The organism is Agaribacillus sp. DX54 (assembly GCF_056858335.1).
Map to the genome: position 1 here is coordinate 1 of NZ_JBXEQE010000046.1, position 14,860 is coordinate 14,860.

Below are 14,860 nucleotides of genomic sequence, written 5' to 3' on the forward strand. Positions count from 1 at the left end.
AACTACAATATAACAAGATAAAAACCCCGAAAAAAGCTTATTTCAGCCTATTTCGGGGTTTTTTCTTTTGTTAGCAACAAGTTAAGACGCTGAAAAACAGAAATTTATGAATTTTCCGGGATGGCCTGTAGCTGTTACATGACATTTTCTACAAAATTCTTTGTGTCTCTTTGTGCCTTGGTGCCTCCGTGGTGAAAAATGGTGAACCACCAAGACACAGAGGTTTTCAGTTTTGGGTTTCCAACTGGTCAATTTCAGATGCCAGTTCTTCCCATTTTTCGTGGGCTGATGTAAGAGACCGGTTAACGCCATCGTAGCGGGCGCTGACTTCGGCTAGTTGGTCGGGATTCGCATAGATGGCCGGTGTGGCCATATCATCCTCCAGCCGGGTTTTTTCCTGATCCAAACGGTTGATTTCTTTCTCCAGTTCATTCAGCTCATCATGCAGTTTTTTCAATTGGGACTGCTTGCCCGTGGATGGTTCCGGATCCTGCTTTTTCCGGACGGGTTCTTTTTTCGGGTTTTTGGCAGTGGGAACCTCATCGGTAGCATTTTTATTGCGCCAGTACTCGTATTCCTCGTAAGTACCCGGGTATTCCTTAATCTCCTGATTATCAATGTACCAGATTTTGTTGGCTGTCCGGGCGATGAAGTGGCGGTTGTGCGAGACGATGATAAAGCTGCCTTTGTATTGTTGCAGGGCTTGAATCAGAATGTTTTCGGATTGAATATCAAGGTGGTTGGTAGGCTCATCGAGCAACAGGAAGTTCGCTTCTGAAATCAGGGTTTTTGCCAGTGCCACCCTGGATTTTTCCCCACCCGAAAGGACCTTGATTTTTTTGAAAACGTCCTCACCGATGAATAAAAAACAACCCAACACATTCCTTAACTCAGTTTCTGTTTTACCGCTACCCGCTTGTTTTAATTCCTCGAGTATTTCATTACTCACATTCAGGGATTCCAACTGGTGCTGCGCATAAAAAGCAGAAATTACATTGTAGCCCTCAATTCTTTCTCCCGTCATAGATTCCGTGCCGGCTATAATTCTCAGCAGGGTTGATTTCCCTCTTCCGTTGGCCCCGATCAATGCGATTTTATCGCCCCTTTCAATAGCTGCCGTGGTATTTTTGAAAATTTCCAGGTCGTTGTAGGCTTTGGAGATATTGTTCAGGCTAATGATAAATCTTCCTGATTTTTGCCGGAATTCAAATTTGAAATTAATTGGCTTATTGGTATCAACCACCTCTTCCACACGTTCCAGTCTTTCCAGGGCCTTTACCCTGGATTGTACCTGTCTGGCTTTGGTAGCTTTAGCCCTGAATCGCTCAATGAACTTTTCCGTTTGTTTGATCATCTGTTGCTGATTCTCAAAGGCATTTTGTTGTATTTCAGACCGTAAAGCTTTTTCTTGCAGGTAAAAGGAATAATTTCCCGGATATAGATTTAATTGTAAACCAGCTACTTCTACAATGGTTTTTACAGTATTATCCAGGAACTGCCGGTCGTGCGAAACGACAATTACCGCCCCTTCATAGCTCCTCAGATATTGTTCTATCCACTGAATAGATGGCAGGTCAAGATGGTTGGTGGGCTCATCCAGCATTAATAGCGAAGGCTTTTCCAACAGTAGCTTTGCCAGCATCACCCGCATGCGCCAACCGCCTGAAAACTCGTTCAAAGGCCGGTTTAAATCTTCGGTATCGAATCCGATTCCTTCCAGTATTTCTTCAGCTTTCGATTGCATGGTGTAACCATCCATCGCCTCGAATTGCTCCTGTAATTTCGTGAGCCGGTCCACCAGTTTGTCCTCATAGTTGACCTCCATCCGGTGCAAAATCTTGTCTATCTGGCGCTGGACTTCCAATGTTTCTTCAAAAGCCTCCATAGCAACGTGCAGGATGCTTTCATCAGACTGATAGGAGAGAAGATCCTGATTCAAAAAACCGATGGTACAATCGTTGCTCTTACTGATTTCGCCGCTGTCGAACTGGTATTCGCCTGTAATCAATCTTAACAAAGTGGTTTTACCGGTTCCATTTAACCCAATCAGACCGATTTTATCCCTTGGCTTTATATGCAGGGAGGCTTTATCATAAATAGGGCGGCCACCGATGTAGTAGGTGAGGTTATTGATAGAAAGCATGCTGCAAAAGTAAAGGCTAAAAAGATTATATAAAAATTCTTCATCCTGTCTCGCCCTTATTTTCAGCGTTACCGGGGATCTATGCATAAATTTGTGCCTTGGTAGCCCCTATTGTTTTTTAAGTTGTGTCGCATCAAATTTAACTCAAAGCTGTGGGGCCACCAAGGACTTAATATCTTTAAAAATAATGCATATATCCTTTTGATTTTCAGAAAGCTAAGCTTGTGAAGCTTCTTGCACTACCGATAAGACTAGAAATCCCTGCTCCCATTCGGCTGATACACATATTTAAAGGTATAATATCTGCCAGGAGGACGGGTGTTAAAGTCGATAAATTCCGCTGTGGTAACATCCGGATTCCCCTTATAGTAATTTAAAATCTCAAATTTTGCATAATTACCATCATTTGTTCTGATTACGATAACTCTGCCGGGGATAGGGGTTACCACGTTGTTTCCGTTCAGATTATAGTTATACCATCCGTTTCCACTTCCGGTGGGAATCGCAGTACCCTCGGCTGTATCAGAAGCGTACCCATTTTCCGGGGCTGTGGTTATTTCATCGAACAAGCCTGTTAATATCTGGGCTTCTGTTGATCCGGGACCACTTACACCACCATTGACAATAATAGAAAGCCCGCTCAATCCTATATCCCAATTAGTGGTAGTCGAGTCAGAATCGGCCACGATAGCCCCGGTTTCAAAGCTGAATAATGTATAATCAGGGAGGGCACCGGTAGGTGGACCCGGAGGTTGCGGATTAGCCGGAATATCATTAGCTATTTGTGCTTCCAAAGGTGCTACTGCCTCCGGCTCATCGTCATCATCACAAGCTGCTGTTAACAGTAACAAACTTATCAGTAATATTTGTTTTAAAGGTTTCATTTGATTAATATGATTATGTTATCACTCCATGTTTATTATTATTGCTCACTTTTGTTCTATGTTATTATTGTTTGCTGAATTGGTATGAAAAACCCCCGAACAATATCCTGCCGGGCATAGTGGGCACATGCTGATTTCTCCTGTCCAGCATATTTCGTACACCGGCCTCTAAAGCAAAGCCGTTGCGGAAAAACTTTTGTATTGAACTGTTCCATAACAAATTATCATCTGCTGTCTCATCATAGGCATCATAAACGCCGCTAAAATTAGAATCACGTACACCAAATTCTCCGGTATAAATGCCCCTGACAGAAAAATCCATGCCCAGTCTTTTCAGGTGATAGTTAACTTTGATGTTGCCTGAATGCCTGGAGCGGTTAAATAGTCCCTTGTAATCCGATCTATCGATTCTGAAAGCACTAGCACCATTTTCTCCGGCAGCGAATACTCTCCCTTCTTTAACCTCATTTAACATCTCCACATCCCTTGTATCCAAAAACTGATAGCCAAGTCTGAAGGAGAGGTTATTGAGCGGTCGATAGTGCATTTCCGCCTCAACTCCCTGTGTGATAACCTCGTCGAAGTTAAAATAGGAAAAGACATTTTGACCATTGGTTTTTCTTACTACCGGCGTTGTATCTATGAGGTCATTGATAAGGTTCCTGAATAAATTAGTTTTTATGAGGAAGTCTTTATCAGCAAATGGCTTCCATTCCCAGCCAAAATTGAACGACCAGGAACTTTCTGCCTTTATTTCGCTTATGGTGTTCGGGTCAATCAGAATTTGAGCTATCTGGCCTTCGGCTTCCAACCGGCGGATGCCTTCCCTGACAACACTGGAGCCAAGCACACTGTACCCAACTACCGGATTGGTGAAATTCAATAGTAACTGCCTGAAGTCAGGTGCTTTATATCCGGCCCCGGCAGAAACCTGAACTTTAAGCTTTTCATTAAACCTGTATTGTACGGCCAGTTTTGGAGAAAGCTGTGAGGAGTATTCGCTATGCTGGTCAAACCGTGCGCCCGCCACTATATTAAACTTTTCAAGTGGTGCCCACTGATACTGAGCAAAAGCATAGGAGGCTGTGAATTGATTGACATTTTCGTATCGTGTAGCCTCTACTTCTTCAACAAATAAACCTGCTCCCAGGGTAGCGCTTTGTATAGGGCTGATGACAGCATCATATTGGAGTTCTGTGCGGTTGAAGGATTGATCGAAAAAGTTAAAATTATACAAAGATCCATCATTTTGATGGTTTAACTCTGTTTCTGTTTCATATTTTGTATAGTAATTTCTCAGCCTTAGTTTGTGACGGGCATTGAAGGTATGGGTGAGGTCTGTGTTAATGGCATAATCTTTCCTAAGTCCCTGGTCGCTAACGACAAAGGTATCCTGTTCATTTTTAATTTCCTGCCTGTTTTCCTGTTCTTCATGATAGTACCTGGCACTAACTGCCAGATTGGTGCGCTGGCTGAATTTGTAGCTGATTTTTGGCTGTATGGTATAGGCATTGAACTCAGGGGCAGTGTTGCTGATAGTATTGGGAGTGAGGTCATAGCCATCGGATCTCAAGTAATCCAGATTCATCTCTACACCCAATTTATCACCGAGGCTGGCTACACTACTATTGAAGTCAAGGGTGTTGTTGGTTCTGTAACGGCTTTGGAGTCCAACAGAAAACGGACTTAGATTTCGCTTGGTAATAATATTAACTACACCGGCCATAGCTTCACTCCCATAAAGTGAAGACGTGGGCCCTTTCACAATTTCAATCCTTTCAATATTGTTGACTGCAATCCTGGATAAATCCAGCGTCCCTGCAGTTCTTCCGATCACCGGCTCGCCGTCAATGAGGATCAGGGCATAGTCAGCAGCAAAGCCTTGAATCTGAAGCCCCGTACCGTGATCGGAGTCGATGAGTAATCCGGTTTGCTCTAACAAAACCTCGTTCAACCTGGTTGCCCCGATATTCCGGATTTCCTCTTTGGAAATTATTTGGAGCGGTACAGGAACATTTTCGATATCTGTTTCGGTTCTTGTTGCGGTAATCACTACCTGATCCAGGGATCTAATCTCTTCGTTTAATATGACGTCACTTAATTCATTAATGCCCTGTTGGACCAAGATTTTTTTACCGACTTCCTGAAAACCCAGGAAGTTAAAAAAAACTTTTTGTTTACCTGTAGGCACTTTATCCAGCCTATAATGACCATTTGCGTCACTTACTGTTCCTGTGACACTGTTTTCCAGTTTGATTACAGCGCCAGGCAGTGGATTCTTATTCATATCGAGTATCCTGCCTTTTATTGTTCCGGTCGATAGCTGGGAAAAACCTTGAGAGACAATAAAAATACAGACCAGAAGACTCACCAGCTTCTTTTTCATAACAGTCGTATTTGAAAAGTTATTCAGTATTTATCGGTCGGCAAACGGTCAACCAGTTCTTTCCATGCATCCAATTCTTTGTTTCCTGGCTTACGCAGGCCAAAAAACCAGGCTATTAGTTCTTGGTTTTCATCGAATACTTCAACACTGGTCACTATGCCGTCCTCTGTTGGTTTTCTTACTTCCCACGCAGATTTTATGTGGTCCTGGCGCAAGTGAAGATTAAAATCAGGATCCAGCACATTGAGCCATTTTTCGTTACCGAGATGGCCACGCTCGAGTAGCCGGATCGTTCTTACAGGTCCCTGATGGATTTGCAGATTTCCTTTGTTTCCGGCAAATATCATGATCGGTATTTTTAGTTTAGAAGCTTCATTTAGAAGTTGAATGGTGGAAGAAAGCGCTATTTTACGTGTAAATTTACCCTCGGCGATGGTTAGGGCATGATGCCTGTGAACACTGTGTTCATTGAGCAAACCAAAAAAATCATGGGTGTCCTTTAGCTTTCCCCAACCTTCCAAAAAAGCCTTTTCATCGATTTTACTGGCATACTCTTTCCCGAGAATTTCCGATACCGGCTGAGAGAGGGATTGATCCCTGGCCTTGAATTCACCGACGATACTATTATAAGCATCGAAGTTACTGGCGTCTTGCAGATAGATTTTAGTAATCGCATCGCCGCTTTTATCAAAAACCTGCAGGCTGGTAAGTTCTCTGTCTTTTTTTTGCTGTTTAACTGCAAAAGCTACATGCCAGTTTTTGAAAAACACCCTGGTTTCAATGGCACCGATTACAGTTGCCATGGCATGATCATTTTTCCCGAATGTTTTTACTTCTTCGAAAGTTCCTTTATGTTCCAGGATGCAGCTTTCGTTCCTGGTCAGGGACATTACCCTACCCAGTTCAGGCAACCGCTTCAAAAACTTTTTCCAATTACCCTCCAGCCTGATGCAATTTTCTCCTAGGGTTGTGGCCAGGAGAACTGCTTCGCTGACATTCAAACGCTTTGCAGCTTCTCTGATTCTTATACCCGGATTATTATTTTTAACATCTTCCCACCTCTTAGAAAGGTCGTTTTCTATCAATTCAGTAATTGTTGATTTGCTCATAAGACTCATAATTTAAATTTCTCACAACATTATTTTTCGCCTCCGGTCGATTGATTTTTGGAATGACATAAGGCACTTTATTCACCTGGTCAAAGGTGACGGTAACTTCGTGACTGAATGTCGTTTCAATATTTTCCTTACGCATAATATCCTTCACTTTCCCCTGGCAAATTACTTCTCCTTGTCTCATAAATACTATGTTATCAGCATATGGTATGGCCAGATTCAAGTCGTGGATAACCGCAAGAACGCCAATATTGTTTTTGGATAACTTCTTCGCCAAACCCATCATCTGATGTTGCTGGGCCATATCAAGACTCGCCGTGGGCTCATCAAGGAAAATAAACCTCGATAAATTACTGCTCCCCCACATTTGTGCCATGACCCTGGTGAGTTGAACCTTTTGTTTTTCACCTCCTGATAATGAATGATAACTTCGGTCTCGTAAATGCGTGATATTCGTATTTTGCATCACTGCTTTCACAATTTTGTCCAATTGTGATTTTTTATCCCTGAAAGTGGACCTTCCCATCTCTACAATTTCACTCACTGTGAAAGGAAAATTGACCTGGGATTCCTGCGGAAGCACAGCCCTTACTTTCGATATTTCATTAATTTTGAAGGCATTAAGCATTTTCCCGTGGTAATGAACTTTACCTTTGTAAGACTTGTTTTCACCCGTAATTATTTTCAACAAGCTGGATTTTCCCGCTCCGTTAGGTCCTACAATTGCTTTAAACTCTCCAGGTTCCAGCGTAAGATCAACATCACGGAGAATGGACTTGTTGCCAATCGAATACGATATATTCCTGGCTATGAGCATCAGATCATTTTTTTCTTTTTGGCGGTCATCAAAATATAAATAAAGAAGGGGGTACCAATCATGGCAGTGATAATACCAATGGGAAGTTCCGCAGGGCTTACGACCGTGCGGGCGATAATATCGGCGACCATTAAAAGTATGCCCCCTCCTAAGGCGGACCCGGATAATACAATTTTGTGATCGGGTCCGAAGGCTAATCGAACAAGATGTGGAATTACTAAACCAATAAAGGCAATTATTCCTGCCAGCGAAACTGCCGTGCCTACTGCAAGGGCGCTGAGGATGATGATTACATATTTAACCCTTTCTACATCGACTCCCATATGATAGGCTTCTGCCTCGCCGATTGAAATGGCATTTAATGACTTGTTATGTCTTAAAATAAGAATCACAGGCAAAATAATCAATGGCGCTGCTGTGATGATTTTTTCCCAGGTACCGCCACTCAGATCACCTAAAATCCAGAAATTATAAGTACGTATTTGATTGTCATCGGCATAAAATATGCCTAATCCGATTAAGGCCTGGCATAATGCCATGATGGCTACTCCGGCAAGTATAAGCAGTGTTACGTTTGTTTTGCTTACTGATTTGGCGATGTAATAAACCGTCAAGGTGGCTACCAGACTACCGATAAAGGCAAAAACCGGAAGGATGTATACGCCCAATATATCCTTGACTACCTGTGTGATAAGACCTCCGAAAATTATGACTACTACTGCTCCGACAGCCGCACCTCCTGAGATCCCGATTAAACCCGGCTCAACCAGTGGGTTACGAAAAATGCCCTGTAAGGCAGCACCACTGGCCCCAAGGGCTGCTCCGATTAAAACGGTTTGGAAAAGCCTGGGTAACCTTATATCATATAGTACAATGGCTTTTACCTCCTCGATTTCAACATTTACCAATCCCATGTTTTCGAGAAAAAGGTAGATGATTTCCAGTCCTGATATCCTGACTGCACCGATGCCTAATGAAATTATGAAAATGACCAGCAGTAATACTGACAGCAAAGGTATAGCCAATGCCTTTGAATTCTTTTTGACTATGGAGTGAACAATCATTACCGGCTTAGTTCATTTTGTATTTCAGGGTGAATTGCACTTGCCAATTCCCTAACGGCCTGCATGAGCCGGGGGCCAAAGTTGGATATCATCACCAAATCAAGGGTAATAAACTGAAGTTTTCGACCAGCGGTAGTTTGTGCCATACCAGGGATATTCAATGCCTCATTTTTTCCCTTGGCTCCGGCAGCAATAACATGTGGCCCCTGGTTTCCGAAAACCACATAATCGGGGTTGGCTGTGATCAGCGACTCGGTATTTAGTGGCTTGAAGCCTTTTATCGCTGTCACAGCATTTTTGCCCGAAGCCATTTTGAAAAGATTTACCACAAAAGTTTCATCACCCGCTATCATTTGTGCACCCGGCCCACGGGAGAAGATAAATAGTAATTTTGGTTTTGTATCTACTGCCGCCAGCGAAGTTTCAATTTCTTTCCACTCAGCTTCCATGCTTTTGATCAATTTTTCACCTTTTGAAGTGGCATTCAATATTTCAGCTATTTCCCGGATAAGTGTCTTAGTGTCCTCAAAGGACAACGGGTCGATCAGTGCGTGAAATTCAATGTCAGTAGATTGAAGTTGATTAATAATCTCCCTTCTAACATAGCCTTTCTCAGCCAAAATGAGATCAGGCGCCTGCGCAATGATATTTTCAGCATTGATATTATTCCGGTAACCTATGGAAGGAAGACCTTGCATTTTCTCAGGATAAATGCTGGTCCTGTCCGTGGCAATGATGTCGTCACAATGACCAAGGGCACAAACGACCTCAGTGATGGCACTGCCTGCGGTGATTATCTTTCTTTGGGCTATATCTGATGGCTGGTTCTTGCTAAACGCAGTACTTGTCCCCAAAATATTCATGATCATTAAGCACCCTAGTGGTATATACAGGTTAATTTTATGCATGTTATTTAGAATGATTATAAATAATTATTCAAATTTACAGCACGGGACTTCCTGTGTCAATCGCTTCCGGTGGGTATTTTCTAATAGCTAGTAGTAGGCATACTCAATAGCTATAAATAGTAGCCGAATTCACCATGATTAGGTATTATTTGGTTTAACCATTCCAGTGTTGATGGCATATATGATCAACTCGGTCGGTGATTTGACTTTCAGCTTTTTCAGGATGTTTTTGCGGTGGGTATTTACCGTATGGTGGCTCAGATGAAGTTTATCTGCTATTTTTAGTGTGGAATTTCCTTTGGCAATCAGCTTCAGTATTTCAGTCTCCCTTTTGCTGAGGTTGGTGGGCTCACAATTTTCATCTTCCTTTTGGGTGTGCTTCTCCAAAAGAATATCCAGAATTTTGTTACAGAAAAATTTTTGCCCTTTAGCAGTTGCGTAGATGGCGTTGACAATTTCCTGCTTAGAGCATTCTTTTGTGACATAACCATTAATGCCCGACTCCAATACCTTGTTGATATTTTCCCTGTCATTATCCGAAGAAACGATCAGTAACTTGGTTTGCGATGATACTGCTTTCGCTTCTTCCAGATCATTCAGTGTTAGAAATCCCTGGATGTTGTAGTCGGCGATCAAAACATCGGGCTTGTTTTCTTTCAGGGATTTGAGCAGGGCGTTTTTAGTGGTGGCTGATTTAATGAGTGTCAGATCGTGCCTTTCGGAGATAAAAGCCTTTATTCCGGCACTGGTCAAATCATGTTTATCGGCTAATACAACCTTTATCTCTGACAACTCTCTTTATTTAGATTAAATATAAATAGTGAACAAATATATATTCCAACAAGTTAAAAAGGAAATAGTTTGATCATTTTCTGAAGTGTGCTCAGAATTATTTGGAACATTCACTTCGATCGGAGAAAAAATTGAAATTTTAACAACACATGCCTTGAACGTAATACCTAAAATATCATAAAGTCGACCCCGGCCTGAACAAAGTAAAAGTCCGTTGTTTCAAAGTATCTTTGATATACCAGGCCTGCCATCATGTTCACGTGAAATCTGTCTGTGCTTATGATCCGTTTGGAAAGCCGGGTGTTTAATTCGAACCTGGTGGTGATACCAGTATTAAAATCAGGGGACCAACGTACGGAAATGGCTGGTGACAGGGATCTTTGATCGAAAAATAACTTAAGACCTGTTGCATATTCCATGAATGTATCACTGGTTTTTTGATGGTGGCTGAATCCCCCGCCCATATAAAATTTCACCTTTTCACGATTTATGAGATTAAATGCCAGTATTTGCCAATCGAGTGTCTGAAAATTACCGCTTGCGTCAAAAATGCGGTTAAGTCTGAATTCCGAAGAAAACAATCCCCAGTTTCCCTGCAAAGCAGGGATAAAAGCCAGCGTGTTATGAGGTCCCGCGTAACCACCCGTAAATCCGGTTTCTAAGGATACCAACCACGGTTCTTCATACTTTCTGCTCAAAATATCCTGCTGAGCTACTGGGATAGTGCGTATGGCAAAATCGGTGATACCAATAAACATGTCTACAAAAAACCAACCTGAACTTAGCCTGTCATCTGAGGACCGGTTTTTGCCGCTTTTGTTTTCTTTGGCTTTTTCGATGACTTCTCCAACCTGGGCATTACATACAACAGAGCAAATGCCTGAAATCACTAAGAAAGTGATGGTGGCCAAAACGGGATTTAGCCTGGATAGGATAAGCATGGTAGTAGCGATTTGTATCTGTTTTAATGCTGAGCAATTAATGTGCCATCCAGGTGTCAGTTTCCGGTTTTGCTCCGGGTCAGTCCAGATTATCCTGAACAAAGTGTTGGCAATAGGTTTTAATCTTATCCCTCACCACTTCAAATTTTCTGTTAACCACATCTTCCGGGCCGGTTACTTTGGCAGGATCTTCAAAATTCTGATGGAATTGCCTGGCCCTGGATGGAAACACCGGGCACCTTTCCTTAGCATTATCGCAAACTGTAATGACCAGATCAAAATCAATATCACTGAATTCATCGACATGGTTGGAAGTGTGACCGGAAATGTCTATTCCATCCTTTTTCATTGCAGCGATGGCCCTGGGGTTGACACCGTGCGTTTCTACACCCGCGCTGTAAATCCGGGCTTTGTCACCGGCAAAATGTTTCAGGTAACCCTCCGCCATCTGACTTCTGCAGGAATTGCCGGTACATAGAACCAGCATGTTTTTACTCATTGTTTTACTGTAAAAAAATAGAAATTTATAATTAGTTAAATGTTTAATTATTTGTTTGATCGCTTTCGCTGCTATTTTCGTTATTAGTCATAGTATGACTTGGAGTCATACTATGACTAGAATCGTGACTAGAATTGTTATCGACCTTGTCCATGTATACTTTTCAACAATCATCCATGGTTTGACCAGCGTTAAACAAAACATGAAAAGCCTCCCTTGCTTCACGCCACACTGTCTTGTCGATACAATAGTAAACCCTGGTACCTACCACCTTACCTTTGATGATACCAACTTTTTTTAACGCTTTCAGATGCTGTGATATGGTTGACTGTGCCAAAGGTAATTCGTTAACAAAGTCACTGCAAATGCAGCCGTTAGCGTCCACCAAACATTCCAATATCGCCACTCTGGCCGGGTGTCCTATGGCCCTTGCCATATCGGCTATTGTGTTTTGCTCTTTGGTAAAGTACTGTGCTTTGGTGGTGCCCATAACGTATTCTTTCATCGTAATATTACGATAAATAAACCGATTATACCAAAAAAAAGAAGATTATTCTATTCAGACGCACTATTATCTGACCTTTTTGGCCTGTTTTGATGAAAATTTAATTTATTTTTATAGATTAAAAGCAGCATCGGCCAGTTGTAGTGTGATCATTAGAGGCTATTTTGTTAACTGCACTCATGTGCAGATGTATTGACACTAAAGAATTTGGAAATGGAAGCACTGTTAGATTATTTTGAAAATATTCCTCCCGCCTTCAGGACCACCTTATTAATCGGAGGGCTTGTGTTTTTTTGGATTTTGGAGGGAACCTTGCCTTTGTTTGCCTTTCAATACAAAAAAGTAAGGCATGCGGGGTTAAATCTGTTTTTTACACTTACGACAGTAATTATTGGATTCGGTTTAGCAGGGGTTTTGCTTTGGGCCTCTGATTTTGCCTCGTCTAATAAATTTGGGTTGTTATACATCGTAGAAATGCCCCTTTGGCTGCAGGTGGTTGTCGGGGTATTGCTGCTCGACCTTATTGGCGCCTATCTGATACATTGGACCGAACATAAGGTAAAATGGATGTGGAAGTTTCACCTGGTTCATCACAGCGATACCACTGTAGATGTCACAACCGGTTTGAGACATCATCCCGGTGAAACTGTTTTTAGAATTTGCTTTACCATCATGGCGGTGGTTATTGTCGGGGCTCCCATGGGGACCGTGATGTTATATCAAAGCCTTTCGGTATTATTTGCCCATATCACCCATGCCAACGTTCGTGTACCAAAGTCCGTGGACCGGATGCTTTCTTATGTTTTTGTTACCCCACTAATGCACAAAGTGCACCATCACTACACGCAACCGCTTACGGATACCAACTATGGCAACATATTTTCAATCTGGGACAGGATCTTTGGCACTTTCGCTGAGGTCGAGGATACCAAAACGTTAAAGTATGGCATTGATACACATATGGATGCCACAGAGCATGATGCGCTCGGCAATTTGTTGGCGATACCTTTTCAAAAATACAGGCCGCCGCAGGGCGCGAAGTTTGGGGAAAATGAAGAGACCCACTCTCAAACCCGCTCGCAGTTACCTGAAACAGAAACACCGCCGGATAAATGCCTGTTTTAAATGTTGATAATATTTCATGTCTCAAAAGCATAAGTGGATTAATTAACGTTTATTTTCAATGATTCCCGGTGCCAATTTCACGCTTTACCATTCAATTGCACAAGAATGTCTGACAGGTGTTCGATACTCCCAATTTTAAGATAGGCCAGATCTTCGGTGAGATTTTCCACTATTTCCTCATGTTTCCAGGTAGTGTGAAAAGGAACATGCACAGCCCTGCCCCCGAGGTTACATACCGGTAGCACGTCGGACCTCAGCGAATTGCCAACCATGAGAAATTCGTTCATATTGATCTGGTACCGGTCAATGATCCTGGCATAGGTGTCTTCCGATTTTTCACTGACTATTTCAATGATACTGAAAAACCCAGCCAGGTCCGATCGGGCGATTTTGCTTTCCTGATCAAACAGATCGCCTTTGGTGATAACCATCAGTTCATATTCCTAGCCATAGTTTTTCAAGTGTTTCCCGCACTTTAGGGATAAGCCGGATGGGCTGTTGAATCATTTCTTTTCCCATGTTGATGATTTGTTGTATTTCTTTTCCTGAAATGTTACCGTAAGATAACTGTACGGCAGTCTCAATCATAGAAAGCACAAACCCTTTAATTCCGTAGCCGAACAAGTGTAAATTTCTCATTTCAGTTTCATACAGTTTTTCTTCAATTTCGGAGGGCTTTATGTAGGGGGCCAAAATCGACTTACATTTCTCACGGGTATCAGTAAAAAGTGGCTCATTTACCCACAGCGTCAAAGGCAATGATTTTAATTTTTTTCATTGGTTAAAGGTCGCTTCTTTTAAGGGGCAGGCAATTTAAACATTTCTGTTAAAATAATCAGCCATTCGTTCAAACGGCGATAAAAATATACAGTTGAATGATAAAAAGCATGGCTAATACAATGGCCAGTGAAAATCTGTTTTCCTGATTTTTTACAATAAAACCGTAAAACAACAGGCAAATCATCACAATAGGTATCAAAAAGCCAAATCCCCTGTAAATTCCGTAGGCTTGTTCAAAGACCGGTCCGGGGTCACCGGAGATGTTTTCCAAAGAAACAGGGGTGTTGAAAATCCTCGTCGAAGTAATCATGACAGGGTCATGATCATTGAAATACAGTTGTGCCTGGGCTGTTAGCCTTATATGGTTGGTATGTAACGATATATCTAAATATTTGTATGAAAAATCCCTGTCACCATACCTTCTGTCAAATACTTTTCTCACCTTTTCCATACCCAGAATCTCATCCCTGCGGATTTGGTAAGGAATGATGTAGTCAATGGCCAGCAATGTGTCGAAGAGGGCAATTGCCACGGCCACATACTTGAAACAGATCAGGATATCCTTTATTAACAGGCTTCTTTCCCTTTCTGCCTCGGTCGCTCTTTTTCTGGCATAATCGCGTGCTTTTCGGCGCCATGCCTCAAAGGCCTCATCATGGGCATTATACTCGTAGGCGGGTGAGGATGCCTGCTGTTGTCTGGGATGAGCGCCTACCTCCATCAAAAATTTATACGCTTCGTTAATGCTTATAAATTTTTCCTTAGCATGGACATCTTTGCTCACATCCGGATGATATTTTTTTGACAACCGTCTGTAGGCCTGCTTGATCTCTTTTTTTGACACGCCCGGTTGCAGCTCTAGAATCCGAAGGTATTTATTCCTGCTCATAAAGTGTTAAAA

At 42.2% G+C, this 14,860-nt stretch carries 15 protein-coding genes; 1 reads left to right on the forward strand and 14 read right to left on the reverse strand.

Translation table 11 applies throughout. The features are described from left to right. Window positions 1–226 precede the first annotated feature (226 nt). The 11 genes from abc-f to AC04NP_RS28235 form a co-directional block, all read right to left on the reverse strand. A complete protein-coding gene (abc-f, locus tag AC04NP_RS28185) occupies window positions 227–2,143 on the reverse strand; it encodes a ribosomal protection-like ABC-F family protein (RefSeq protein WP_482863458.1) in 1,917 nt (638 codons plus the stop codon). A gap of 251 nt (window positions 2,144–2,394) precedes the next feature. After that, window positions 2,395–3,027 carry an HmuY family protein gene (locus AC04NP_RS28190; RefSeq protein ID WP_482863428.1) on the reverse strand — a complete coding sequence of 211 codons (633 nt, stop codon included), beginning with the start codon at window positions 3,025–3,027 and terminating at the stop codon, window positions 2,395–2,397. 64 nt (window positions 3,028–3,091) lie between these two features. Further along, window positions 3,092–5,413, reverse strand: a complete 2,322-nt coding sequence (locus AC04NP_RS28195) for a TonB-dependent receptor (RefSeq protein WP_482863429.1) — start codon at window positions 5,411–5,413, stop codon at window positions 3,092–3,094. A 23-nt stretch (window positions 5,414–5,436) separates the two neighbouring features. Next, window positions 5,437–6,522, reverse strand: coding sequence for a hemin-degrading factor (locus AC04NP_RS28200; protein WP_482863430.1), 1,086 nt, complete (start codon window positions 6,520–6,522; stop codon window positions 5,437–5,439). Next, window positions 6,500–7,345 carry a heme ABC transporter ATP-binding protein gene (locus AC04NP_RS28205; RefSeq protein WP_482863431.1) on the reverse strand — a complete coding sequence of 282 codons (846 nt, stop codon included), beginning with the start codon at window positions 7,343–7,345 and terminating at the stop codon, window positions 6,500–6,502. Before AC04NP_RS28205 ends, AC04NP_RS28200 begins: the two co-directional genes overlap by 23 nt. Next, window positions 7,345–8,409 carry a FecCD family ABC transporter permease gene (locus AC04NP_RS28210; protein ID WP_482863432.1) on the reverse strand — a complete coding sequence of 355 codons (1,065 nt, stop codon included), beginning with the start codon at window positions 8,407–8,409 and terminating at the stop codon, window positions 7,345–7,347. The genes AC04NP_RS28205 and AC04NP_RS28210 overlap by 1 nt, the downstream gene beginning before the upstream one ends. Beyond that, window positions 8,409–9,317, reverse strand: coding sequence for a heme/hemin ABC transporter substrate-binding protein (locus AC04NP_RS28215; protein ID WP_482863433.1), 909 nt, complete (start codon window positions 9,315–9,317; stop codon window positions 8,409–8,411). The genes AC04NP_RS28210 and AC04NP_RS28215 overlap by 1 nt, the downstream gene beginning before the upstream one ends. A 138-nt stretch (window positions 9,318–9,455) precedes the next feature. Then, window positions 9,456–10,109, reverse strand: a complete 654-nt coding sequence (locus AC04NP_RS28220) for a LuxR C-terminal-related transcriptional regulator (protein WP_482863434.1) — start codon at window positions 10,107–10,109, stop codon at window positions 9,456–9,458. 167 nt (window positions 10,110–10,276) lie between these two features. Next, entirely contained in the window at window positions 10,277–11,152 is an 876-nt protein-coding gene (locus AC04NP_RS28225) for a hypothetical protein (protein WP_482863435.1), read from the reverse strand. Then, window positions 11,130–11,549 carry an arsenate reductase ArsC gene (locus tag AC04NP_RS28230; RefSeq protein WP_482863436.1) on the reverse strand — a complete coding sequence of 140 codons (420 nt, stop codon included), beginning with the start codon at window positions 11,547–11,549 and terminating at the stop codon, window positions 11,130–11,132. The genes AC04NP_RS28225 and AC04NP_RS28230 overlap by 23 nt, the downstream gene beginning before the upstream one ends. Window positions 11,550–11,712: 163 nt before the next feature. Then, window positions 11,713–12,054: an ArsR/SmtB family transcription factor gene (locus AC04NP_RS28235; RefSeq protein ID WP_482863437.1), complete on the reverse strand. Its 342-nt coding sequence runs from the start codon at window positions 12,052–12,054 to the stop codon at window positions 11,713–11,715. 213 nt (window positions 12,055–12,267) lie between these two features. Here AC04NP_RS28235 and AC04NP_RS28240 point away from each other — a divergent pair, with 213 nt between their 5' ends. Next, entirely contained in the window at window positions 12,268–13,179 is a 912-nt protein-coding gene (locus AC04NP_RS28240) for a sterol desaturase family protein (protein ID WP_482863438.1), read from the forward strand. 77 nt (window positions 13,180–13,256) lie between these two features. Here AC04NP_RS28240 and AC04NP_RS28245 read toward each other — a convergent pair whose 3' ends face one another. The 3 genes from AC04NP_RS28245 to AC04NP_RS28255 form a co-directional block, all read right to left on the reverse strand. Continuing rightward, on the reverse strand, window positions 13,257–13,610 hold the full coding sequence (locus AC04NP_RS28245) for an HAD family hydrolase (RefSeq protein ID WP_482863439.1): 354 nt from the start codon (window positions 13,608–13,610) through the stop codon (window positions 13,257–13,259). 4 nt (window positions 13,611–13,614) lie between these two features. Further along, window positions 13,615–13,932 carry a hypothetical protein gene (locus AC04NP_RS28250; RefSeq protein ID WP_482863440.1) on the reverse strand — a complete coding sequence of 106 codons (318 nt, stop codon included), beginning with the start codon at window positions 13,930–13,932 and terminating at the stop codon, window positions 13,615–13,617. Between the two features lie 94 nt (window positions 13,933–14,026). Further along, on the reverse strand, window positions 14,027–14,848 hold the full coding sequence (locus tag AC04NP_RS28255) for a J domain-containing protein (protein ID WP_482863441.1): 822 nt from the start codon (window positions 14,846–14,848) through the stop codon (window positions 14,027–14,029). Window positions 14,849–14,860 lie beyond the last annotated feature (12 nt).

Excerpts from the sequence above, each read along its gene's own strand:
- abc-f (WP_482863458.1), bottom strand. The coding sequence starts at position 2,143 with ATGCTTTCTATCAATAACCTCACCTACTACATCGGTGGCCGCCCTATT.
- AC04NP_RS28190 (WP_482863428.1), bottom strand. The coding sequence starts at position 3,027 with ATGAAACCTTTAAAACAAATATTACTGATAAGTTTGTTACTGTTAACA.
- AC04NP_RS28195 (WP_482863429.1), bottom strand. The coding sequence starts at position 5,413 with ATGAAAAAGAAGCTGGTGAGTCTTCTGGTCTGTATTTTTATTGTCTCT.
- AC04NP_RS28200 (WP_482863430.1), bottom strand. The coding sequence starts at position 6,522 with ATGAGCAAATCAACAATTACTGAATTGATAGAAAACGACCTTTCTAAG.
- AC04NP_RS28205 (WP_482863431.1), bottom strand. The coding sequence starts at position 7,345 with ATGCTCATAGCCAGGAATATATCGTATTCGATTGGCAACAAGTCCATT.
- AC04NP_RS28210 (WP_482863432.1), bottom strand. The coding sequence starts at position 8,409 with ATGATTGTTCACTCCATAGTCAAAAAGAATTCAAAGGCATTGGCTATA.
- AC04NP_RS28215 (WP_482863433.1), bottom strand. The coding sequence starts at position 9,317 with ATGCATAAAATTAACCTGTATATACCACTAGGGTGCTTAATGATCATG.
- AC04NP_RS28230 (WP_482863436.1), bottom strand. The coding sequence starts at position 11,549 with ATGAGTAAAAACATGCTGGTTCTATGTACCGGCAATTCCTGCAGAAGT.
- AC04NP_RS28235 (WP_482863437.1), bottom strand. The coding sequence starts at position 12,054 with ATGAAAGAATACGTTATGGGCACCACCAAAGCACAGTACTTTACCAAA.
- AC04NP_RS28240 (WP_482863438.1), top strand. The coding sequence starts at position 12,268 with ATGGAAGCACTGTTAGATTATTTTGAAAATATTCCTCCCGCCTTCAGG.
- AC04NP_RS28245 (WP_482863439.1), bottom strand. The coding sequence starts at position 13,610 with ATGGTTATCACCAAAGGCGATCTGTTTGATCAGGAAAGCAAAATCGCC.
- AC04NP_RS28255 (WP_482863441.1), bottom strand. The coding sequence starts at position 14,848 with ATGAGCAGGAATAAATACCTTCGGATTCTAGAGCTGCAACCGGGCGTG.